The sequence below is a fragment of the Dolomitihabitans soli genome, from assembly GCF_022213955.1.
In the GTDB taxonomy this organism is placed as follows: domain Bacteria; phylum Actinomycetota; class Actinomycetes; order Streptosporangiales; family Streptosporangiaceae; genus Streptosporangium_A; species Streptosporangium_A soli.
Map to the genome: position 1 here is coordinate 359,681 of NZ_JAKNTW010000007.1, position 21,134 is coordinate 380,814.

General features: G+C 68.8%; 17 protein-coding genes. 6 read left to right on the forward strand and 11 right to left on the reverse strand.

The genetic code is table 11. The features are described from left to right. Positions 1-22: 22 nt before the first annotated feature. Positions 23-1,468: an RICIN domain-containing protein gene (locus MBA17_RS17140; RefSeq protein WP_238497469.1), complete on the reverse strand. Its 1,446-nt coding sequence runs from the start codon at positions 1,466-1,468 to the stop codon at positions 23-25. 388 nt (positions 1,469-1,856) lie between these two features. Beyond that, entirely contained in the window at positions 1,857-3,164 is a 1,308-nt protein-coding gene (locus MBA17_RS17145; RefSeq protein ID WP_238497470.1) for an aspartate aminotransferase family protein, read from the reverse strand. 46 nt (positions 3,165-3,210) lie between these two features. Between MBA17_RS17145 and MBA17_RS17150 the strand changes: the two genes are divergently transcribed. Together MBA17_RS17150 and MBA17_RS17155 are read left to right on the forward strand one after the other, a co-directional pair. Next, complete coding sequence (locus tag MBA17_RS17150) at positions 3,211-4,197, forward strand: LysR family transcriptional regulator (RefSeq protein ID WP_238497471.1); 987 nt, start codon at positions 3,211-3,213, stop codon at positions 4,195-4,197. A gap of 193 nt (positions 4,198-4,390) precedes the next feature. Next, the gene (locus MBA17_RS17155; protein WP_238497472.1) at positions 4,391-5,056 is read left to right on the forward strand and encodes a TetR/AcrR family transcriptional regulator; all 666 of its coding nucleotides are present in this window, start codon (positions 4,391-4,393) and stop codon (positions 5,054-5,056) included. Positions 5,057-5,147: 91 nt separating this feature from the next. Here the strand turns inward: MBA17_RS17155 and hisG are convergent, their stop codons facing one another. From hisG to MBA17_RS17195, 8 genes are all read right to left on the reverse strand, one after another. Beyond that, a complete protein-coding gene (gene hisG, locus MBA17_RS17160; RefSeq protein ID WP_238497473.1) occupies positions 5,148-5,993 on the reverse strand; it encodes an ATP phosphoribosyltransferase in 846 nt (281 codons plus the stop codon). A gap of 50 nt (positions 5,994-6,043) precedes the next feature. After that, on the reverse strand, positions 6,044-6,307 hold the full coding sequence (locus MBA17_RS17165) for a phosphoribosyl-ATP diphosphatase (protein ID WP_238497474.1): 264 nt from the start codon (positions 6,305-6,307) through the stop codon (positions 6,044-6,046). Between the two features lie 108 nt (positions 6,308-6,415). Then, positions 6,416-8,827 (reverse strand): glycoside hydrolase family 2 protein, encoded by a 2,412-nt coding sequence (locus MBA17_RS17170; RefSeq protein WP_238497475.1) that lies wholly within the window; start codon positions 8,825-8,827, stop codon positions 6,416-6,418. Continuing rightward, positions 8,824-9,705, reverse strand: a complete 882-nt coding sequence (locus MBA17_RS17175) for an ATP-binding cassette domain-containing protein (RefSeq protein ID WP_238497476.1) — start codon at positions 9,703-9,705, stop codon at positions 8,824-8,826. Before MBA17_RS17175 ends, MBA17_RS17170 begins: the two co-directional genes overlap by 4 nt. Beyond that, a complete protein-coding gene (locus MBA17_RS17180; protein ID WP_238497477.1) occupies positions 9,705-10,652 on the reverse strand; it encodes an ABC transporter ATP-binding protein in 948 nt (315 codons plus the stop codon). The genes MBA17_RS17175 and MBA17_RS17180 overlap by 1 nt, the downstream gene beginning before the upstream one ends. Next, the gene (locus MBA17_RS17185) at positions 10,652-11,533 is read right to left on the reverse strand and encodes an ABC transporter permease (RefSeq protein ID WP_238497478.1); all 882 of its coding nucleotides are present in this window, start codon (positions 11,531-11,533) and stop codon (positions 10,652-10,654) included. The genes MBA17_RS17180 and MBA17_RS17185 overlap by 1 nt, the downstream gene beginning before the upstream one ends. Beyond that, the gene (locus MBA17_RS17190) at positions 11,530-12,525 is read right to left on the reverse strand and encodes an ABC transporter permease (RefSeq protein ID WP_238497479.1); all 996 of its coding nucleotides are present in this window, start codon (positions 12,523-12,525) and stop codon (positions 11,530-11,532) included. Before MBA17_RS17190 ends, MBA17_RS17185 begins: the two co-directional genes overlap by 4 nt. A gap of 70 nt (positions 12,526-12,595) precedes the next feature. Beyond that, a complete protein-coding gene (locus MBA17_RS17195; RefSeq protein ID WP_238497480.1) occupies positions 12,596-14,356 on the reverse strand; it encodes an ABC transporter substrate-binding protein in 1,761 nt (586 codons plus the stop codon). A gap of 280 nt (positions 14,357-14,636) precedes the next feature. Here MBA17_RS17195 and MBA17_RS17200 point away from each other — a divergent pair, with 280 nt between their 5' ends. From MBA17_RS17200 to MBA17_RS17215, 4 genes are all read left to right on the forward strand, one after another. Further along, complete coding sequence (locus tag MBA17_RS17200; protein ID WP_455432780.1) at positions 14,637-15,650, forward strand: LacI family DNA-binding transcriptional regulator; 1,014 nt, start codon at positions 14,637-14,639, stop codon at positions 15,648-15,650. A gap of 318 nt (positions 15,651-15,968) precedes the next feature. Beyond that, positions 15,969-17,210, forward strand: coding sequence for an extracellular solute-binding protein (locus MBA17_RS17205; RefSeq protein ID WP_238497482.1), 1,242 nt, complete (start codon positions 15,969-15,971; stop codon positions 17,208-17,210). A gap of 59 nt (positions 17,211-17,269) precedes the next feature. Continuing rightward, on the forward strand, positions 17,270-18,187 hold the full coding sequence (locus MBA17_RS17210) for a carbohydrate ABC transporter permease (protein ID WP_238497483.1): 918 nt from the start codon (positions 17,270-17,272) through the stop codon (positions 18,185-18,187). Then, positions 18,187-19,140 carry a carbohydrate ABC transporter permease gene (locus tag MBA17_RS17215; RefSeq protein WP_238497484.1) on the forward strand — a complete coding sequence of 318 codons (954 nt, stop codon included), beginning with the start codon at positions 18,187-18,189 and terminating at the stop codon, positions 19,138-19,140. The genes MBA17_RS17210 and MBA17_RS17215 overlap by 1 nt, the downstream gene beginning before the upstream one ends. Before the next feature lie 101 nt (positions 19,141-19,241). Here MBA17_RS17215 and MBA17_RS17220 read toward each other — a convergent pair whose 3' ends face one another. Continuing rightward, positions 19,242-21,005 (reverse strand): DEAD/DEAH box helicase, encoded by a 1,764-nt coding sequence (locus MBA17_RS17220; RefSeq protein ID WP_238497485.1) that lies wholly within the window; start codon positions 21,003-21,005, stop codon positions 19,242-19,244. Positions 21,006-21,134: the final 129 nt, after the last annotated feature.

Here is a 21,134-nt window from a genome sequence, read left to right on the forward strand (position 1 = left end):
TCTCGTCCTGCCGGCGGGACGGTCAGAGCGGGGTGCGGGTGAACTGCTGGTTGGCGCCGCCGCCGCAGGAGTACTGCTGGAACTGCACGTTGTCGTTCTGCGAACTGCTCGGCAGGTCCAGGCACTTGCCCGAGTGGCGGGCGACCAGCCGCAGGTTGCCGCCGTAGTCCTGCAGCGTCCACTGCTGGTTGGCGCCGTTGCCGCAGGTGTACTGCTGGACCGTGGCGTAGTCGGCGGTGCTCACCCCGTTCACGTCCAGGCACTTCCCGGAGTGGCGGGCGACGATCTGCACGTAGCCGCCGCTGATCGACTGGATGCGCCACTGCTGGTTGGTCCCGGTGCCGCAGGCGTACTGCACGACGGCGGCGTTGTTGGCGGTGGAATGGGACCTGACGTCCGCGCATCTGCCGGAGTGGCGCACCGTGAGCCGGTCGTAGCCCGATCCGGTGGCGGCGATCGTGCCGGTCGCGGCGTCGATGGTCAACTGCCGGGCGTTGGACAGGCTCATCGTCGTGTTGCCGGAGAACTGCACCGGCAGCCACACGTACCGGGAGTCGTTGACGGGACCGCCCCAGGCGCCGGCCCAGCGGTCACCCAGGTACAGGTAGGAGGTGGTCTGGGTGCCCTGGATCGGCAGCACGAACGTGGACTGCGAGCCGTACGTGAGTGAGTCGCCGACGTTCTGCCAGGCGCTCCAGGTGCCGCCGATACTGGTCGCGGTGGCGTACTTCGCCTGGTTGGGCTGCCAGCCCGTCGCGCCCGAGGTCATCAGGAAGTAGACGCCGTTGCGTTTGAACATGGCCGGCGCCTCCCGGTGGTCGCCGTCCCACACGCGCACCAGCGCCGCGATGTCGGTGTAGTCCGGGGTGAGCCGGTAGACGTGCAGGTCGTAGTTCTCGTCGGCGGCGGAGATCATGTAGCCGGCCCCGTCAGTGTCCACGAATGCGGTGATATCTCTTGACATGTGGCCGAGCGGGCGGAAGCTACGCAGGTAGGTGTAGTTCCCGTCCACGGTGGAGGACACCGCCACGGCCGCCCGTGCCTCGCCGTAGTCGCTGCCGTTCTCCTTGTGCATCCACATGACGAACCGGCCGGTGCTCGCGTTGTAGATGACCTTGGGCCGTTCGATGTTGGCGACCTGCAGCTCGGCCGCGCTCGACTGGGTGAGCACGTTGTTGCGGAACTCCCAGTTCCGCAGGTCGGTCGACCGGTATGCCGAGACGTAGCGGAAGGTGCCGTTGGCGTTGCGGTTCTCCCCGAACAGGTAGTAATAGGCGCCGACCTTCAGCACCCCGCCGCCGTGGGCGTGCAGGGGGTTGCCGCCGGTGTCGGTGAACTGGGCGCCGACCGGCACGGTGACGGGCGCGGCCTGCGCGGGTACGGCCTGCGCGGGTGCGGCGGGTGGCAGCGTGCCGGTCACGGCGAGGCACAGCGCGGCCAGGAAGGTCGCGATTCGGGAGCGGCGCATGGGAAGACTCCTCTCTGGGAGGATCCTCGACTGGTCAGCCCTTGATGCCGCTCCAGCTGGGTCTGTCCATCGGGGTCACCTCTCATGTGGGGGACTGATCGGTGCCGATGCCGGGGTAACCGGTTACTAGACGTTTGATCCGGACGCTAAACGCGGAGATCAGACCGCGTCAAGAAACGATTACTGCCACATTTCTTGACATGTCATGCTCTAACCTCCGCCACCTGCGGCAGAAAAACCACCCACCAGCCCAACCGGCCGTCAACCGTCGCCACCAGCGCCCCGGGCGGCTCCTGACGCCAGAATGAAACTTTCCCCGGCGTCGAGGCGTCGCCTAGTAACCGGTTACCAGCCTTGAGGATCTGTTGACGCCGACGGCGGGATCACCTCACCCGGCGGCGTCGTCGAGCACGGCCTTGAGAGACGCCTCGAGGATGTCCACGCCGGTGTGCAGTTCGTCGTCGCTGATCGTGAGAGGCGGGGCGATGCGGAAGATGCCGCCCATTCCAGGGAGCTGGACGATGTTCAGGTGCAGGCCTCGTTCGAGACAGGCCGAGGTGACCGCGTTGCCCAGCGCGTCGGCAGGCGCCTTGCTCTTCTTGTCCCGCACGAGCTCGACACCTTGGAGCAGGCCTCGGCCGCGGATGTCACCGACGACTTCGTAGCTGTGGCGAAGCGCCAGCAGCCGGCCGGTGAGCTGCTCGCCCAGCTCCGCGGCACGCGCGACGAGCTTCTCGCGGTCGATGACGTCAAGGACCGTCAGCGCGACGGCAGCCGCCAACGGGTCGGAGACGTGCGTGGTGAAGAAGAGGAACCCCCGGTCGTGGCAGACCTGCTCGATCTCGGCAGACGTGACGACGGCCGCCACGGGCAACCCGGCTCCGAGGGTCTTCGACAACGTCAGGATGTCGGGGGTGACCCCGTCGCGCTCGAACGCGTACATCGCCCCGGTGCGGCCGAGACCGGTCTGCGCCTCGTCGAGGATGAGCAGCATCCCGCGCTCGTCACACATCTCTTTGAGGCGACGAAGATACCCGGGCGGCAGGTCGATGATCCCGCCCGAGGACAGGATGGGCTCGATGAGGCAGGCGGCGAGACTCCCGGCGGACTGCTGGTCGACCAGAGCGAAGCCGTAGGCGAGCTCAGCCTCCCAGTCGTGTGACCCGTCGGAGGATCGAAACGGCGACCGGTAGGCATACGGTGCGGGCAGCGCGAGGTTCCCCGGTGTCGGCGGACCGTAGCCGCGCCGCCCGGCCGAGAAGGTCGCGGAGGCCGCCCCTTGGGTCATGCCGTGCCACGAGCGGTCGAAGGAGACGATCTCATAGCGGCCGGTGGAGAGCTTGGCCATCTTGATCGCGGCCTCGTTCGCCTCGGCACCTGTGGTGAGCAGCAGCATCTTGCCCAGGGTGGCGGGCAGGGTCGCGGTGAGCCGGTCGGCGAGCTTCACCACCGGAGTGCTGAGCATGCCGCTGTAGAGGTGGTCCAGCGACGCGACCGCGGACGAGACCGTCGCCACGATATCGGGGTGCGCATGGCCGAGGATGGCACTCATCTGCCCTGAGGTGAAGTCGAGAATCGGCCTGCCCTGGCGATCGAAGACATGCGCGCCCGAGGCACGCTCGATGACCCGCGGGGTGAAGCCGGCGCCGTAGCGGATCAGGAGGCGGTCCGCCTCATCCCAAAACGTGGTGTCCATCGCCAACCCTCTCTGACCGCGCCCGAGACGACGCCGAATGTGCCAGATGCCATCTTCGGGCGGCGACAACAGTCGTAACAAGCAAACAAATACGACTTATCATTCGGTATTGCCTTACTGTGGTGCCATGCTCAACCCGCGACGTCTCGCGATCCTGCGCGCGGTCTTGGCGGCTGGGTCGATCAACAAAGCGGCACGGAACCTCAGCTACTCGCCTGCGACGATCAGCCAGCACATGACCACCCTGGCGAAGGAAACCGGGCTGATCCTGTTCGAGAAGCAAGGACGCGGCATCGGCCCCACCGATGCCGCACGGCACCTGGCAGATCAAGCTCAGTCGCTCCTCGCCGACTTCGGACGCCTTGACCGAGTCGTCGCGGACCTCCGGAGCGGTCAGGCGCAGCATCTGGCGATCGCCTGCTTCGCTTCTGCGGCCGAGTGCTGGATACCAGAGGTCGTGCGGACCGTTCGTCGGCACCAACCGAACCTCACCGTCGAGATCAGCCTCAACGAACCCTTCGATGGGCGCGGCCGCCGGCGACCCGACCTCGACATCCGCACCGAGCCCGCCGACGGAGCCGAAGTGCACCTGGACGGCTACCAACGTCATGAACTCACCGTCGAGGAGCTCGTCGCCGTGCTCCCCGGTACGCACCCGCTCGCCGATGCTCCCGAACTCGCCCTCCGGGACCTCGAAGGTGAGCCCTGGGTAGATCACGACATCTACGACAGCCCGATCGGGCAGATCGTGCTGAGCGCATGCAGGGCCGCCGGATTCACACCGCGCTACGCCGCTCGCTTGGACGATCATCGGGCGGCGCTGCGACTGGTGGCGACGGGCATCGGAGTCACCGTCCTCCCGCGCCTGGCCGTCGCGGAGCTCCCCGACGGACTCGTTGCCAGGCCCGTGGTTCGCCCCGCCGTCCTGCGGCGCATCGTCGTCCACGCCCGCCGGGATCGGCGCCGCGGCGACCTCATCGCCCGCGCGGTGGCGCAGCTTCGCGACAGCGCCCGCCAGTTGGAGACCCCGTAGCGCGGACGCCTCGTACTGACGGACCTCGCCATTGCCGGAGCATGATCAAGGCGGCGTTTCCGATCTTCCGGCTCCCGCGAGTTCGCCGAAAGCCGCGGCGGTTCTTCCGCGGTCCACGATCTGATCCTCAAGCCTGCGCTAATGGGATTCGAGATTCGTTAAGCTGCCAGAGAACCGAGTCAGGAGCGTCACTGTGGATGTGTCACCCGGAACCCTCCGGCCTGGCGGCCGTACCGCAAGGGTCCGCGAAGCCGTGCTCGAGGCCACCCAGGACGCGCTCGGAGAGCACGGATTCCACGGCCTCAACATGGATCAGATCGCCGACCGGGCCGGTGTCGGCAAGACCACCGTGTACCGGCGCTGGGGCGGGCCGATCGGGCTGATCACCGATCTCATGGCAGATCTGGCCGATCGGTCGGTGGCCCATGCGGACACCGGCGACCTGGAGGCCGATCTGCTCGAGAACGCCACCAGCGTGCTCGACGCACTCACCGACCCGCGGCTCGGGGCAACGCTCCAGGCGATGATCGCGGCAGCGACCTGCGACGACGCCGCTGCCACGGCGCTCCACGCGTTCTACGCACGGCGCATCGGCGAGTGGACGCACCGTGTCGACCTCGCCGTTCACCGAGGAGAACTTCCCGCCGGCACCGACTCCGCCGACGTCATCCGGGCCATCTCCGCGCCGCTGTACTACCGCGCGGTCGTCAGCCGGGAGCCGATCGACTCCCATGCCGCCGCGCGGGCCGTCACCGTGGCGCTCACCGCAGCCCGAGCCGGCGCCTTCGTCGACGACCGTGGCCGATCAGTCATGAGCGGGCATCCAGATGTCGGACCGGGTCCGGTGCCGGCAGGGTGAGCAGGCGGTCACCGTGTCGATCGGCCTGGCCGCACGCCCGCAGCCAGGCCCGACCGCGAACGCTCGATCGTGCGGCGGATGGCAGGGCGCGTCAGAGGCGCGCGGCGTAGATGTCGGTTACCAGGATGGCTCGGGCGCCGATGTCCCAGAGTTGGTCCATCACCTGCTGGTGGCCCTTGCGGGGAACCATGGCGCGGACGGCGACCCAGCCCTCGCGGTGCAGTGGGGAGACGGTGGGGCCCTCCATGCCGGGAGTGATCGCGATGGCCTTGTCGATCTGCTCGGCCCGGATGTCGTAGTCGATCATGACGTAGTCGCGGGCGACGAGGACGCCCTGGAGGCGGCGGATGAGCTGGTCGAGGGCCGGGGCGGTGGCGGCCCCGGCCTGCTTGATCAGGATTCCCTCTGACTTCATGATCGGCTCGCCGAAGACTTCGAGGCCGACGTTGCGCAGGGTGGTGCCGGTCTCCACGACGTCGGCCACGGCGTCGGCCACGCCGAGCCTGAGCGCGGTCTCGACCGCGCCGTCCAGCTTGAGGACGCGGGCCTCGACGCCGGCCTCGGCCAGGTGCTTCTCCAGCAGCCCGGTGTAGGAGGTGGCGACGCGCAGCCCGGCGAGGTCGGCGACGGAGGTGAAGTCGCCGGGGCCGGCGGCGAAGCGGAAGGTGGAGCGGCCGAAGCCGAGAGGAAGGATCTCCTCGGCGGGGGCGCCGGAGTCGTAGAGCATGTCGCGGCCGGTGATGCCGCCGTCGAGAGTGCCCTCGCCGACGTAGACGGCGATGTCGCGGGGCCGCAGGAAGAACAGCTCGCAGGAGTTCTCCGGGTCGACGACCACGAGCTCCTTGTTGTCCTTGCGCTGGCGGTAACCGGCTTCCTTCAGGATCAACTGGGCGGCTTCGGTGAGCGCGCCCTTGTTGGGTACGGCGAGACGGAGCATGACGGATTCCTCAGATGGCTGGGAGTGGGCGGCGGGGCGGGCCGGGCGGCCTACAGATGCTTGTAGACCTGCTCCAGCCCGATTCCGCGCGCCAGCATGAGGACCTGCACGTGGTAGAGGAGCTGGGAGATCTCCTCGGCCGCACGTTCGTCCGACTCGTGTTCGGCCGCCATCCAGCTCTCCGCGGCCTCCTCGACGACCTTCTTGCCGATGGCATGGACGCCGGCGTCGAGCGCGGCGACGGTCCCCGAGCCGGGGGGCCGGGTTAGCGCCTTGTCAGACAGCTCGGCGAACAGCTCTTCGAAGGTCTTCATGATCTCTCTCGGCGATCGGTGGCGTGTACGTCCAGCCTAACGCCGCCCGGACACCGAACGTGCGTCACCTCACTGGACGCCGATGACTCGTGGCGTCTCGGGCACGTGTCACCTCCCCGCGTCGTTCACGCACCGCAGCACGGGGTGGCTCGTCAGGGCCGCGGGGTCGAGGTCCGCGGTGGTGGTCACGTGGAAGACGGCGGTCTCCCCCGGCAGCAGGGTCAGGAGCATGGTGTCCACGCTCGCGTCCGGGTCGAGCCGGTCGGGGAAGAGGGCGAGGTCGCGCAGGATGGTCCTGGCGGTGACGCGTACCCGAACGCCGCCCTCGACGGGCTCGACGACCGCGTCGAACCCGGCGGGCGGGAAGTCCGCCTCGGTGTCCTCCACGTAGAACCGCACGGCCGTGACGTCGCCGAGCCCGGCGGTCAGGACCTCGCGCGCCGGGTCGCCCGGTTCCGTCACGGCGGCGGGCAGGTCGATCGCCACCCGGCCGCGCGGCGGCAGCCGTACCGGGAAGGACTCCTTGGCCAGTGGTTCGCCCGCGAGGTTCCGGCGGATGACGGTCAGGTCGCCCGACCAGGGCGCGGGGCCGTCGTTGACGACCACGGCGGTGTCGTCCTGGATCGTGACGAGGCGGTCGGCGTAGACGCGGCGCAGGGCGTACCACAGGGGTTTGCGGCGGCCGTCTCCGTCGACGGCGGACCAGGAGGTGACCGGCCAGCAGTCGTTGAGCTGCCACACGATGGTGCCCGCGCAGTGCGGGGCCAGGGCGCGGAACCGCTCGATGCCGAAGGACATCGCGCGGGCCTGGTTGAGCTGGGTGTAGTAGTGCCAGTCGTCGAAGGTCGCCGGCTGGGGAAGGTGGTCGCCGAGGCCGCGGAGGAGCTTGGCGGCGCCGTCGTCGGCCTTCTGGTGGGAGGAGGCGGGGGTGAGCGGCCCACCGGGGGCGGCGCGGCGCAGGGTGGCGTACGCGGGCGGCCCCTGGAAGCCGAACTCGGCGACGAACCTGGGCCGGTAGGAGGCGTAGTGGGTGTAGTCGCGGGCGTTCCACACGTCCCAGATGTGCACGGTGCCGCGCGCGGGGTCGTTGGGCGGCAGGCCGGGGGCTCCGGAGTAGGGGCTGCCCGGCCAGTAGGGGCGGGTGGGGTCGAGTTCGGCGACGACGCGGGGCAGCAGGTCGTGGTAGAAGCCCTCGCCCCAGGTACGGCCCGCCAGGTCGGCCTGCCAGCCCCAGTCGGCGTGGCCTTCCAGGTTCTCGTTGTTGCCGCACCACAGCACCAGGGACGGCCGCCACGCCAGGCGGGTGACGTTCTCCCTGGCCTCGGCCGCCACCTCGGTGGCGAACGGCTCCTCCTCGGGGTAGGCGGCGCAGGCGAAGGGGAAGTCCTGCCAGACCAGCAGGCCCATCTCGTCGGCGAGGTCGTAGAAGTCCTCGCTCTCGTAGAGGCCGCCGCCCCACACCCGGAGCAGGTTGACGTTGGCGGCGGTGGCCTGCTCGAAGCGCTCGGCCAGCCGGGCGCGGGTCACCCGATCCGGGAAGCAGTCGTCGGGGATCCAGTTCACGCCGCGCACGAAGACGGGCTCGTCGTTGACGTGCAGGGTGAACGCGCCGCCGGTCTGGTCCAGCCGGACCGACCGGAATCCGATCTCCCGCCGCCACACCTGCTCCCCCGGCTCGCCCTGTCCGCCCGGCTCTCCCGGCTCTCCCGGCGAACCAGGCTCCCCCAGCGAGACGGTGAGCGGGTAGCGGGTCTGCTCGCCGTACCCTCTCGGCCACCACAGGCCGGGTTCCGGCACCTGCAGGGTGATGACCCCCGAGGTCTCGCCCGGGGCCAGCCGTACCTCGCCGGTGACGCCCGCGACCTCGGCGGTCACCGTCAGGGGAAGGTCGCCGGCGCGTTCGACGGTGACGTGCACGGCCACCCGCCCGTCGCGGCCGTCCATGGTGACCAGGGGACGTACGGCGGCGAGCCGCGCGCCGCTCCACGCGGACAGGCCGATGGGCCGCCAGATGCCGGAGGTGACCAGGGTGGGCCCCCAGTCCCAGCCGAAGTTGCAGGCCATCTTGCGGATGAACTGGTACGGCTCGGCGTAGGCGCCCGGCCGGTCGCCGAGCGCCGCCCGCTGCCGCTCCGCGTACTCGTACGGCGAGCCGAAGCGCACCGTGAGCGTGTTGCCCCCCTCCCGGAGCAGATCCCGTACGGCGAAGCGGTAGGAGCGATGCTGGTTGGCCGTGCCGCCCACCTCGACGCCGTTGAGCAGCACGGTGGCCACCGTGTCGAGGCCCTCGCAGACGAGGTCGGCGCGGTCGTGGCCGTCGGGACGCCAGGCGAAGGACGTCTCGTAGACCCATTCGGAGCGTCCGATCCAGCCGAGCGCGGTCTCGTTGTCGGCCAGGTAGGGATCCTCGATCCGGCCGGCGGCGAGCAGATCGGTGTGCACGCATCCGGGGACGTTCGCGGGCACACGGATCTCACCCGACGTGCTGGACAGGGTCCAGCCGTCGTGCAGGTTCCTCAATTGACGCTCCTCAGGCTCTGCTCCTGCCGTACCAGGTGACCAGGTTCGACCTCGACCAGGGCGGCGGCGCCGTAATCGAGGATGTCGAGTGGCACGGCGGGTGTGTCGTCCCATTTGGTGGTGAGCTGCGGTACCGATGACAGCAGCTTGGCGGTGTAGGGGTGGCGCGGGTCGGTGAACACCTTGTCGGTGAGGCCCATCTCCACGACGTGGCCGCGGTGCATGACCACGGTGCGCTCGCTGACGTAGTTGCCCAGCGAGAGGTCGTGGGTGACGAACAGCACGCCCAGGCCGCGCGACTTGAGGTCGGCGAGCAGGTTGAGCACGTCGATCCGGGTGGAGGCGTCCAGCATGCTGGTGATCTCGTCGGCGACCAGGAACTTGATGTCGAGCAGCAGCGCCCTGGCGATCAGCAGGCGCTGGAGCTGGCCGCCGCTGAGCTGGTGGGGGTACTTGCCGAGCACCTGAGCCGGGTTGAGCCGCACGTCGTCGAGGGATTCCTCGATCTTGGCGTCCCACTCGGGGGCGGCGACGCGGGGGAAGTACTCCTCCTTGATCATCCGGAACACGCGATCGGCCTTGAAGACGGGGTTGTAGCAGCTGAAGGGGTCCTGGAAGACGCCCTGCACGCTGCGGTAGTAGGCCTTGCGCGGCAGGGTCGCGATGTCGGCGCCGTCGTAGGTGATCGATCCGCGGGTGACCGCGGTCAGCCCGAGCACCATCCTGCCGACGGTGCTCTTGCCGCTGCCGCTCTCGCCGATCAGCGAGACCACCTCGCCGGAGCGGATCTCGAAGCCGACGTCGTCGACGGCGGTCAGGGTGCGGCCGCCGAAGGCGCCCACCTTGTAGATCTTGGCGACTGCGTCGAGCTTCAGCATCAGGCCTTCCAGCACGCGACGAAGTGGTCCGGCTCGACCTCGACCGCCGGCGGTTCCTCCGCGCACTTGTCGTGGGCGAGGGGGCAGCGGTCGCGGAACCGGCAGCCGGTCGGGGGGTCCAGCAGCGAGGGCGGGCTGCCGGGGATGCCCGCGAGCTTGCGGTCGGCGTAGCGGACGCCCACCTCGGGCAGGGAGGAGATCAGGAGCTTGGTGTAAGGATGCCGCGGCGCGTTGACGATCACGTCGGCGCGGGCCTTCTCCGCGACCTTGCCCGCGTACATCACCATGATCGTGTCGGCGATCTGGTAGGTCAGCGAGATGTCGTGGGTGATGAAGATCACGCTGCGCACGAAGCCCCGGTCGCGGAACCCGACGAGGGTCCTGGCCACGGCCTTCTGGGTGGAGACGTCCAGCGCGGAGGTGATCTCGTCGGCGATCAGCAGCGAGGGGTCGAGCAGGGTCGAGATGACCATCACCATGCGCTGCTTCATGCCGCCGGAGAGCTCCAGCGGGTAGCTGCCGAGCACCTCGCGGGGCAGCTCCACCAGGTCCAGGCGGCGTTCCAGTTCCCCGGCCAGGTTCCGGTAGCGCAGGCCGCGCGACTCCAGCAGGTCGGCGACCATCTTGCCGATCTTGCGGGTCGGATTCATCGCGCTCATGGCGTACTGCGGAATGATGGACACCTCGCTGAACCTGAAGCGGTTCATCCGCCGGTCGTCGCCGATCGGCAGTTCGGCCCCGTCGAGCTCGACGGTCCCGCCGGTGTGCCGCATCCGCCCGTCCATCCGGATCAGGCTCTTGCCCAGGGTCGTCTTGCCGCAGCCCGACTCCCCCGCGAGCCCGAGGATCTCACCGTCCCCGACGGCGAAGGTGACGCCGTCGAGGGCCTTCACCTCGCCCCTGAGCGTCTGGTAGTAGACCTTCAGGTCGTTCACCCGCAGTCCCATCAGGTCTCCCTCAGCCGCGGGTTGAACACCTCGTCGAGCCCCACGTTCATCACGTAGAGCGCGCCCACCACCGCCGTGATGCCGATGCCGGGCGGCACGAACCACCACCACAGACCGAGTTGCAGCGCGCTCCACTTGACCGCGTTGTTCATCATCAGGCCGAGCGACATGCCGTCGGTCGGGCCCAGGCCGATGAAGTCGAGGGTGGCCGCGGCGAGCACCGCGCCGCCGAACAGCAGGATGAAGGTCATGAACAGGTAGGAGCTCATGTTGGGCGCGATCTCACGCGTGATGATCTTCCAGGTGCGCACCCCGCTCAGCCTGGCCAGGTCCACGAAGTCCCTGGACGCCAGGGTGAGGGTCTGCGCCCGGACCGCCCGTGCCGCCCAGGGCCAGGACGTGAACCCGATGAACAACGCCTCGACCATGACCCCGCGCACCTTCAGGTAGGCCGCGATGATGATGAGCACGGCCAGCGTGGGGATGACCAGCAGGATGTTGGTGACCATGTTGAGGATCTCGTCCACCCAGCCGCCCCGGTAGCCGGCCACGAAGCCGACGACCATCCCCACCACGGCGGCCAGGCCCCCGCCCAGCAGGCCGACCAGGAAGGTGGAGCGCAGGCCGTGCACGAACTGGCTGTAGACGTCCTGCCCGAACATCGTGGTGCCGAGCAGATGGTCGCCGCCCGGAGCCTGCCCGGGCACGCCGATGTACTCCGTCGGGGACACGTCGTGCAGGATCGGCCCGGCGATCGCGAGCACCAGGGCGGCCAGCACGACGAACGCCCCGACGAGGAGCTTCTTGTTCCGCAGCGCGAAATGGAGGGTCTCGCCTCCCCGCCGCTTCGCCGGGAGGACGATCTGGTCGGTCTGGGTCATACGGCGTTCCCTTGCATCCGGATCCGGGTCCGCGGATCGACCAGGGTGTAGACGACGTCGATGATGAAGTTGGCGACCAGCACCCCCAGCACGATGAACAGGAAGGCCCCCTGCAGCAGGAAGAAATCCTGGTTGTTGATGGCCTGCAGGATCAGGTGGCCGATGCCGGGATAGGAGAAGACGATCTCGGTCACCAGCGCGCCGGCGACGATCGTGCCCAGTTGCAGGGCCAGCCCGGTGATCTGCGGCAGCACCGCGTTCCTGAAGGCGTACCCCCGGACCAGCCGGCTCCGCGCGCCCAGCGCCTGAAGGTAGTTGGCGTAGTCGGACTCCAGCTCGTAGATGATCAGGTTGCGCATCCCGATGGCCCAGCCGCCGAACATCACCAGGAACAGCGAGGAGAACGGCAGCACCCAGTGCACCGCCAGGCTGCCGAGGAACTCCCACGACCAGGAGGGCTGCACCGCGAAGCTGTAGGCGTGCGACACGGGGAAGATCCCCGCGAGGATCGCCAGCGTCCAGGCCAGCAACAGCGCCAGCCACATGTACGGCGTGGCCGTCAGCAGGTAGCCGATCGGCAGGACCGTGTTGTCCAGCCACTTCCTGCGCGCGGCGAACGCGCCGAACCTGTTCCCCGCCCACCAGCTCAGCAGGATCGCCGGAATCAGCAACCCCAGCGTGTACGGCACGGCCCGGATGATGAGGTCGGTGACCGGCGTGGGGAAGGCCCAGATGCTGATCCCCATGTCCCCCCGGAGCAGCGCGGCCCAGAAGTTGACGTACTGCTGCCACCACGGCACGTCGAGCCCGAACAGGTTGGTGTAGTGCGCCCGCATGGCGTCGACCGAAGCCGGGTCGGCCACCTGGGCCCTGGCTACCAGGCCCTGGATGGGGTCGCCGGGCATGAAGCGCGGGATCATCCAGTTGATCGTCACGGCCACGAAGAACGTCAGGGCGTAGATCAGCGCCTTCCTGCCGAAGTACTGTCGCAAGCGGATCCTCCTGTGAGGGCTGCGATCGACGCCCCCTCCCGGCGAGAAGGGAGGGGGCTCGGACAGAGGATCAGCCTCCGGCGACCGGCTGGAGTTCGGTGAGGGTGTAGATGCCGCCGAGTTCGATCCAGTTACGCCACAGGGTCGGCGCGTTCTTCGGCGCGCCCGGCGCGGCGGACGGCCAGTTCTTCCAGACCGTCGAGGTGCTCTGGGCCCACAGGCCGTTGTACCAAAGCGGGATCACCGGCATGTCGTCGAGCTGGATCTGCTGCAGCTCGGAGGTGATCTTCGCCATGCCCTCGGCGTCGTCGGTCGGGCGGTTGTCGAGGTCGCGGACCAGGTCCCAGGCCTTCTTGTTCTCGTACCTGCCGAAGTTGGTGGTGTTCTGCTGCTTCTGGATGGGCAGCCGGAAGATGTAGTCGTAGTACATCCAGGGCGTGTTGCTGAGCTGGCGCTCATTGTTCAGCAGCATGTCGAACTTGCCGGTGCCCCGGTCGGCCACCAGCTTGGGATACTCGGGGAAGGCGGGCTCGACGTTGATCCCGGCCTTCTTCGCGCTGCCGCTGATGACCCGGATGGCCTCCATCCAGTCGGTCCAGCCGTTCGGCACGATGAGTTCCAGCTGGATCTTGGAGCCGTCCTTGTTCTCCACGAACCCGTCGCCGTCGGCGTCCTTGTATCCCGCGTCGGCCAGCAGCTTCTTGGCCTTGGCCTCGTCGTAGGAGAAGCCGCTCTTCGCGACCACGTCCTTGTCGATGTACTTGTCCCACTGGGGAAGCAGGCCGGTCGGGCTCGCCGGGAGCACCAGGTTGCCGTAGACCTTCTCCACGATCGTCTTCATGTCGATGGAGCTCGCCATCGCCTTGCGGAAGGCGGGGTCGTCCATCGGCTTCTTCTCGGTGTTGAGCACCAGCCAGGCCGTGTTGGCCGAGAGCATGTAGGGCGGTTCGGGGTAGTAGGTCTGCACCCCGAACTTGCCCTGGACCAGGTTGGCGATGCCGGGCAGGAAGTTGTTGCTGAGGTCGAGGCCGTTCTGCAGCAGCAGGCCCAGCGCCACCTCGTTGCTGCCGTTGACGATGTCCACGATGTACTTGGGCTTGACGTCGAGGTTGAGCGCCTTGGTGGCCCACCAGCCGTCACGTTTGACCCAGGCCATGCGGTCCTGGTCGTGGCTCTGGTAGGCGTACGGGCCGGTGCCGACGGGCTTCTCGTTGACCCCGTCGAGCACCTCCTTCTCGTCGCGCCCCTCCCAGAGGTGCTTGGGCACGATCGCCCTGCTGTAGAGGTGGTTGGCCCACTGCTGGTAGTTGGGCTTGGTGAAGGTGAACTTCGCGGTGGTCGCGTCGACCGCCTCCGCGCTCTTCAGGAAGGTCCACAGCGGGTGGTAGGGGATCGTCTCCATCTTGCCGAGCTCGAAGGTGAAGACGACGTCCTCGGCGGTCAGCGGCTTGCCGTCGGACCAGGTGACGCCGGGCCGCAGCTTCAGGGTGTACTCGTTGTCGCCGGTCCAGCTGCCGCTCTCGGCGAGCCACGGGGTGAAGTCGCCCTTCTGCGGGTCGAACAGGAACAGGGTCTCGTAGACCAGGCCCTTGGTGCCGGTCGCGGAGTCCCATTCGCGGATCGGGTTCCAGTTGGCGGGCGGGCCGTACTGGGTGCCGCTGGTGTAGAGAGTCTGGTTACGGGGGAACGCGCCGTTCGCGGCGGGGGCCGGAGCGGCGGCGCTGCCTGTGGGCGGGGCGCTCGCGGCCGGTGCCGGGCCGCCACTCGTGCAACCCGCCACCGTCAGGGAGGCCGCGAAGCACATGATCAGAAACCGTGAGCGGTTTCGCATCGGAGTTCTCCTTCGTCCTCGCGGGGCTCTGCACCCTCGCTGAGGTCCAGCTCGAACATCTGGCAGGCCGTGCCCCCCGGAGGCTCCGGAGCACCGGAACTCGCAATCAACCTCGCTTCCCAATGGGAGCGCTCCCAATCTTTCGGGATCCATTCCTGAACCGGGAAAGTACCGCGACCGTAAATTCGACGTGTCATCAGTGTCAATAGAGTTAGGAGGGGGTGTGATATCAATGAGACCTTGACTGGACCGATTCAGTCCTCACGCTGCAAGGGACATGTTGAACAGACCGACGATCGCGGACATCGCCAAGCGCGCCGGCGTTTCCAAAGGGGCCGTCTCCTACGCGCTGAACGGCCAGCCGGGGGTCTCCGAAGCCACCCGGACCCGAATCCGGGCGATCGCCGAGGAGATCGGCTGGCGTCCCAACCGGGCGGCCCGCGCGCTCAACGGCGCCCGCGCCGACGCCATCGGCCTCGCCCTGTGCCGACCGGCCAGGATCCTCGGCGTCGAACCGTTCTTCATGGAGCTGATCAGCGGCATCGAGTCCGAGCTGGCCGCCCGCTCCTCCGCGCTGATGCTCCAGGTCGTCACCGACCACGAGGCGGAGATGGCGGTCTACCACCGCTGGTGGGGCGAGGGGCGCATCGACGGGGCGATCATGGTCGATCTGCACGTCGCCGACCCCCGGGTGCCCGAGATCGAGGCCCTCGGCATGCCGGTGGTGGTCCTCGGGCACCCGTCGGCGTCGGGCTCGCTGGTGCCGGTGTGGTCCGAGGAGGGCGCCGCCGTACGGGAGACCGTGGAATACCTCGTGGCGCTCGGCCACCGGCGCATCGCGCGCGTCGCGGGGCTGCCCCGGCTCGCGCACACGGCGATCCGCGACCGCGCCTTCGCCGAGGTGTGCGTGGAGCTCGGCGTGACCGAGCACGTCACCGTGCACACCGACTACACCGGCGAAGAGGGCGCCAGGGCCACCCGGCGGCTGCTCAGCTCACCCCGGCGGCCGACCGCGATCGCCTACGACAACGACATAATGGCCGTCGCCGGGCTCTCCGTCGCCCAGGAGATGCGCCTCGGCGTGCCCACCGACCTGTCGGTCGTCGCCTGGGACGACTCGCCGCTGTCCCAGGTCGTCCGGCCCGCGCTCACCGCGCTGACCCGCGACATCCCCGCGTACGGCGCGCACGCCGCCCGGCGGCTGCTCGCACTGATCGCGGGCGAGGAGGTCACCGGGTTCGAGGACGAGGGGGCCCGGCTGGTCCCGCGCGGCAGCACCGCGCCCCCTGCCTGAGCGGCCGTCGGCGCACCGGGGATCAGGCAGGGCGGCAGGGACCCGCGCCGGCGGTGGGAGCGCTCCCGAACGCGACGGAGCCGTCCGGCGTGTCGGCCTTGACAAGCTCACCGCACAGCGCCGGACGTCGAGCGTTACTGAACCGTTTCATTGAGATTAAGACAGCGATAGCCCAGCTCAACAGCAGTTCTCCGGGGCGCTGAACCTAAGGTCTCCACTTCGCGCTATGGAAACTTACCCGTTTAAGTGCTGAGATCTCCCTCACCGTGACCTGACCTCACGGCCCCTGTCAGATCGGAGACCCGCATGCGACGGACAATGGCAGTCTTCTGTGCAGGCGTGCTCACCCTCGGTACGGGCTGCGCCACCGGCGGCCAGACCGAGACGAAGCAGGCCGACACCAGCGCCCCCGCGACCATCAGCTTCTGGTCGACCGGCGGCGACGACGAGACGGCGATCTTCCAGAAGGCGGCCGACCTCTACAAGCAGTCGCACCCGAACGTCACCGTCAAGGTGCAGACGCTCGCCTGGGACGACGCCTACGCCAAGCTCCTGGCGGCGGCCACCAGCCGCAGCGGCCCCGACGTCATCTCCGGCGGGATGACCTGGACCATCCAGTTCGGCATCCGCGGCGCCATGGTCGACCTGCGCAAGCACGGCATCGACACGCTCAAGGCCCAGGCCCTGCCCGCGCAGTGGGAGTCGGCGATCGCCCCCGACGGCACCGTGTACGGCGTGCCGCTCGACATGTCCACGCACGCCCTCTATTACCGCACCGACCTGTTCGAGAAGGCCGGCATCAAGTCCCCGCCGACCACCTGGGAGGAGCTGACCGGCACCATCGAGGCGCTCAAGAAGGCGGGCGTGAAGAAGGCGTTCAGCCAGGACTGGGGCAACCTCGACTGGATCGGCTACTTCAACTACCTGTACCAGGCCGGCGGCAGCTTCTACACCGACGACTGCAAGCCGTCGCTGGACACCCCGCAGGCGGAGCAGGCCCTGAAGTTCTGGGTGGACCTCTACCGCCAGCACGGCGCGCCCACCGCGACCGTCGAGGGGGGCGACGCGCTCGACACCGGCACCGCGATGGTCTCCGCGGGCAGCTGGATCGCCAAGGGCCTGGACATCGACCGACCCAAGCTGAAGGACAAGTGGGCGATGGTCCCGCTCCCCGCGGGCCCGGCGGGAGCGAAGACCTTCGTCGGCGGCCGCGCGATCGGCGTCACCGCGTTCAGCAAGTACGTGGCCCAGTCGGCGGAGTTCGTCAAGTTCCTCTACACCGACCAGGCCGTCCAGGTGATGGTGAAGGAGGCCTCGGGCCGCAACCTGCCGTTCATCTCGGCGCGCGCCGACAAGATCGGCCAGTCGACCTTCACGCCCGAGCAGTCCGCCGTGTTCGAGGCGTCGATCAGGTCGGGCGTCGCGGCGCCCGGCTGCCCCGGCTGGGACGAGAGCGCCCCCGACGTCAGCAAGCAGCTGCAGTCGGTGATTCTCGGCAAGGCGGACGCGAAGACCGCGCTGACCGAGGCCGCCAAGATCATGGAGAAGAACGCGGGCTGACGGATCAGGGCGGGCGGGCCCGGCGGCCCGCCCGCCGCCTGGCGCGAAGGAGACACACCGTGGGAACCCATACCGCCCAGCCCCAGCGTGCGAGACTGCGACGCTACGCCACCTCCTACGCCATGCTGCTGCCCTTCCTGGCACTGTTCCTGGCGTTCCTGGTCTGGCCGCTGGCCAACTCGCTCTTCCTCAGTTTCACCGACTTCGACGGGATCACCCCGGCGCGGCTCACCGGCCTGGAGAACTTCGGCAACCTGCTCTTCGAGGACGACCGGTTCCGGCACGCCCTCGGCAACACCTTCATCTACGTGCTCGCCTCGGTCGTCATCGGCACCCTGCTCTCCCTGGGGCTCGCGCTGGCGTTCAGCGGTTCGAGCTGGCCGCACCGGATCATGCGCACGATCTTCTTCCTGCCCTCGGTGACCTCGTCGATCGCGCTCATGCTGATGTGGAAGTGGATCTTCTTCCCGAGCGACGTCGGCCTGGCCAACACCGTGGTCGGCTGGCTCGGGGGAAGCACCGTGCAGTGGCTGGCCACCCCGTCGCTGACCATCCCCATCCTGGTGCTCATGTCCGTGTGGGGCGGCATGGGATACGGCATGGTCCTCTACGTCGCCGGGCTCAACACCATTCCCGGCGAGTACTACGAGGCGGCCCGCATCGACGGGGCCACCGCCTGGCAGCAGTTCCGTTCGATCACCCTGCCGCTGCTCCGCCCGGTGACCACCTATGTCGTGGTCACGGGCCTGATCGGCGCGTTCCAGATCTTCGAGGCGGTCTACATCGTCTTCCGCGGCACCAACAGCGTGGGCGGCGTGCTCGACTCCGGCCTCATGATCGTTCCCTATCTCTACGACCAGGGGTTCACGCACTTCCAGCTCGGCTACGCCTCCGCGATCGCCTGGGTGCTCTTCGCGATCATCTTTGTGATCAGCATGATCAATCTTCGTCTCGGCCGCGCCATGAAGGAGCTGTGATGACCACCGCCCCGGCCCCGACCCGCCCTCGTGCGAGCTTCGACGCAGGAGAGCCGGAGCGGGACGAGCGCCGCCGGAAGCGGCGCGGCCACCTGCTCCGCCTGCCGTTCTACCTGCTCGCGCTGACCATGATCGCCCCGTTCTACTGGATGCTGATCAGCGTCTTCAAGACGCCCACGGAGCTGAACCGGCACCCGCCGTCCTTCGTGCCCGGCAGTCCGACCCTGAACAACTTCTACGACCCCGACTGGTCGGCCACCCAGATCAACCCCGGCCACCTGCAGGGCGTCTTCCAGCGGTTCCAGGTCGACTTCGGCTTCGGCCGCTTCATGTTCAACAGCCTGATCATCACGATCGCCATCACCGTGGGCTCGCTGCTCATCGCGTCACTGGCCGCCTACGTGATCGCCAAGCACGAGATCAAGGGCCGCCGGGTGATCTTCATCATGATCATCGCCTCGATGATGATCCCCTGGCAGACCACCCTGATCCCCAACTACGTGATCATGCGGAACCTCGGCTGGCTCGACTCCTACGCGGGCTACATCGTCCCGGCGCTCGCCAAGGCGTTCGTGTTGTTCTTCCTGGTGCAGTTCCTGCAGTCGATCCCGAACGAGCTCATCCAGGCGGCGCGGGTGGACGGCGCCGGGGAGTGGCGGATCTGGTGGCAGATCGTGCTGCCCCTGCTCCGGCCCGCCCTCGCCGCCATGTCGATCTTCATCGTGCTCGCCGAGTGGAACAACTTCCTCTGGCCGTTGATCATCGTGCAGAGCGACGAGATGGCCAACGTCCCGGTGGCCCTGGCCCGTCTCAGCTCCTATTTCGGCGGCGCCCAGCACTACGGCACCATCATGGCCGCCGGATTCCTCGCCTCGCTGCCCACGGTGATCTTCTTCCTGGTGTTCCAGCGCTACTTCACCCGGGGCATCGTCCTCAGCGGCGTCAAGGGCTGACCCCGGGAACGACGAAGGGCGGGAACGGCGTCAAGCCGTCCCCGCCCTTCAGTCGACCTTCTTCAGCCGACCTTCTTCAGTCGAGCAGAGTCCCGTGCCGGTCAGCTGCCGTAGCGGTGTCCGCCGGAACGGTTGTCCTGGAAGGAACCGCCGCGGTCCGACCGGAAGTCGGAGCGGAAGCCCTCACGGCGGTCACCGGAGGTCGCGCCGCCACGGTCGGTGCTCTCGGCACGGGCGCCCTCACGGCGCTCGCCCCGGTAGCCGTCGCGCGACCCGCGGAACCCGCCGGTCGAGCCAGCCTCGCGCGGCGCGCGCACGCCGCCCGCCGCCCCCTCGCGGGGGCCGCGGTATCCGCCGCCGGCAGCGCCATCGCGAGCCGGCGCTCCCCTGCGCTCGGGCCGGTCGGTGCGGAACGGCCGCGCGTCACCGCGGTTGTCGTCCGTGCGGTACGGCGCGCGGGTGTCGGAGCGGGTGCCCGCCTCCCCGGCCGGAGCCCGGTCGGCGAAGCGCCCACGGTTGTCGGAGCCGGCGGAGCCGTACCCCTGACGGTCGCGGAAGCGGCGCGGGCGGCGGTCGGAGTGGCCGCCACCGCCGTCACGACGCTGACGGCGGGCGCTCACCGGCGCGGCGGGCTCCCAGACCGGGATCTCCTCGCCGCTCGGCTGCTTGGCGCCGACGACCTCTTCGAGCCTCGGGTGCCCGGGGGTCACCCTGAGCCTGAACGGCTTGATGCCCGCCTGGCGGGTCAGCTGGTCGGTCGAGCGGCGCTCGTTCGGCAGCACCAGGGTCATGACGGTGCCACGCTCACCGGCGCGGGCCGTACGGCCGCCACGGTGCAGGTAGCTCTTGGAGTCCTGCGGCGGGTCGACGTGCAGCACCAGGCTCACGTCGTCGACGTGGATGCCGCGGGCCGCGACGTCCGTGCAGACCAGCACCATGATCGTGCCCTCGCGGAACTCCGCCAGGATCCGGGTGCGCTGGTTCTGCCGCTTGCCGCCGTGCAGGCCGCCGGCCTTCACGCCCACCCGGGCGAGCTGCTTGACGAGCCGGTCCACGCCGTGCTGGGTGCGCACGAACAGGATGGACCTGCCCTCTCGGTTGGCGATCTCGGCGGTGATCGGGAACTTGTCGTCGCGGGTCACCTGGAGCACGTGGTGCTCCATGGTGTCCACCGGCGAGGTCGCCGGCGCGATCGAGTGCGTCACCGGGTTGTGCAGGAAGCGCCTGACCAGCTTGTCGACGTCGCCGTCGAGGGTGGCGGAGAACAGCAGGCGCTGGCCGTCCGCGGGGGTCTGGTCGAGCAGCGCGGTGACGACGGGGAAGAAGCCGAGGTCGCACATGTGGTCGGCCTCGTCGAGCACGGTCACCTGGACCTCTTCGAGCGAGCACTCGCCCTGCTGGACGAGGTCGGTGAGGCGGCCGGGGGTGGCGACGACGACTTCGACGCCGCGCCGCAGCGCCTCGATCTGCTTGCCCATGGACATTCCGCCGACGACGGTCTTCATGCGCAGCGACAGGCCGCGGCCCAGCGGCTCAAGGGCGTCGTGCACCTGCAGGGCGAGCTCGCGGGTCGGCACCAGGATGACGGCCAGCGGGCGGCCGGGCCGGGCCTTGACGCCGGAGATGCGCGTCATGGCCGGGAGGCCGAACGCGAGGGTCTTGCCGGAGCCCGTCTGGCCACGGCCGAGCACGTCGTTTCCGGCGAGAATGTCGGGAATGGTAGCCCGCTGAATTTCAAAGGGGGCAGTGATGCCCTGCCTCACGAGAGCCGACACCAGCGGCCTGGGGAGGCCGAGCAGGGCGAACTCCGACGGAGCGGGGGTCACCTGGGCGTCAGTGGTTTCGGGCAGGGCAGCGTCGAGCATGGTCACGAAGTTTCGTGCCTTTCCGTAGAAGTACGCGGCACGTCACTTCTGCGAAAGGACGAGCCTGGAACGCGCGGTCGTATGGACCGCGCCCGATCGGGCACCCTTGGGTGCCGGGTGCTGTGCGAT

What these genes read in the sequence shown, in the direction of transcription:
- MBA17_RS17140 (WP_238497469.1), bottom strand. Translation starts at nt 1,468, where the DNA reads ATGCGCCGCTCCCGAATCGCGACCTTCCTGGCCGCGCTGTGCCTCGCC.
- MBA17_RS17145 (WP_238497470.1), bottom strand. Translation starts at nt 3,164, where the DNA reads ATGGACACCACGTTTTGGGATGAGGCGGACCGCCTCCTGATCCGCTAC.
- MBA17_RS17150 (WP_238497471.1), top strand. Translation starts at nt 3,211, where the DNA reads ATGCCATCTTCGGGCGGCGACAACAGTCGTAACAAGCAAACAAATACG.
- hisG (WP_238497473.1), bottom strand. Translation starts at nt 5,993, where the DNA reads ATGCTCCGTCTCGCCGTACCCAACAAGGGCGCGCTCACCGAAGCCGCC.
- MBA17_RS17165 (WP_238497474.1), bottom strand. Translation starts at nt 6,307, where the DNA reads ATGAAGACCTTCGAAGAGCTGTTCGCCGAGCTGTCTGACAAGGCGCTA.
- MBA17_RS17175 (WP_238497476.1), bottom strand. Translation starts at nt 9,705, where the DNA reads ATGCTGAAGCTCGACGCAGTCGCCAAGATCTACAAGGTGGGCGCCTTC.
- MBA17_RS17180 (WP_238497477.1), bottom strand. Translation starts at nt 10,652, where the DNA reads ATGGGACTGCGGGTGAACGACCTGAAGGTCTACTACCAGACGCTCAGG.
- MBA17_RS17185 (WP_238497478.1), bottom strand. Translation starts at nt 11,533, where the DNA reads ATGACCCAGACCGACCAGATCGTCCTCCCGGCGAAGCGGCGGGGAGGC.
- MBA17_RS17195 (WP_238497480.1), bottom strand. Translation starts at nt 14,356, where the DNA reads ATGCGAAACCGCTCACGGTTTCTGATCATGTGCTTCGCGGCCTCCCTG.
- MBA17_RS17205 (WP_238497482.1), top strand. Translation starts at nt 15,969, where the DNA reads ATGGCAGTCTTCTGTGCAGGCGTGCTCACCCTCGGTACGGGCTGCGCC.
- MBA17_RS17215 (WP_238497484.1), top strand. Translation starts at nt 18,187, where the DNA reads ATGACCACCGCCCCGGCCCCGACCCGCCCTCGTGCGAGCTTCGACGCA.
- MBA17_RS17220 (WP_238497485.1), bottom strand. Translation starts at nt 21,005, where the DNA reads ATGCTCGACGCTGCCCTGCCCGAAACCACTGACGCCCAGGTGACCCCC.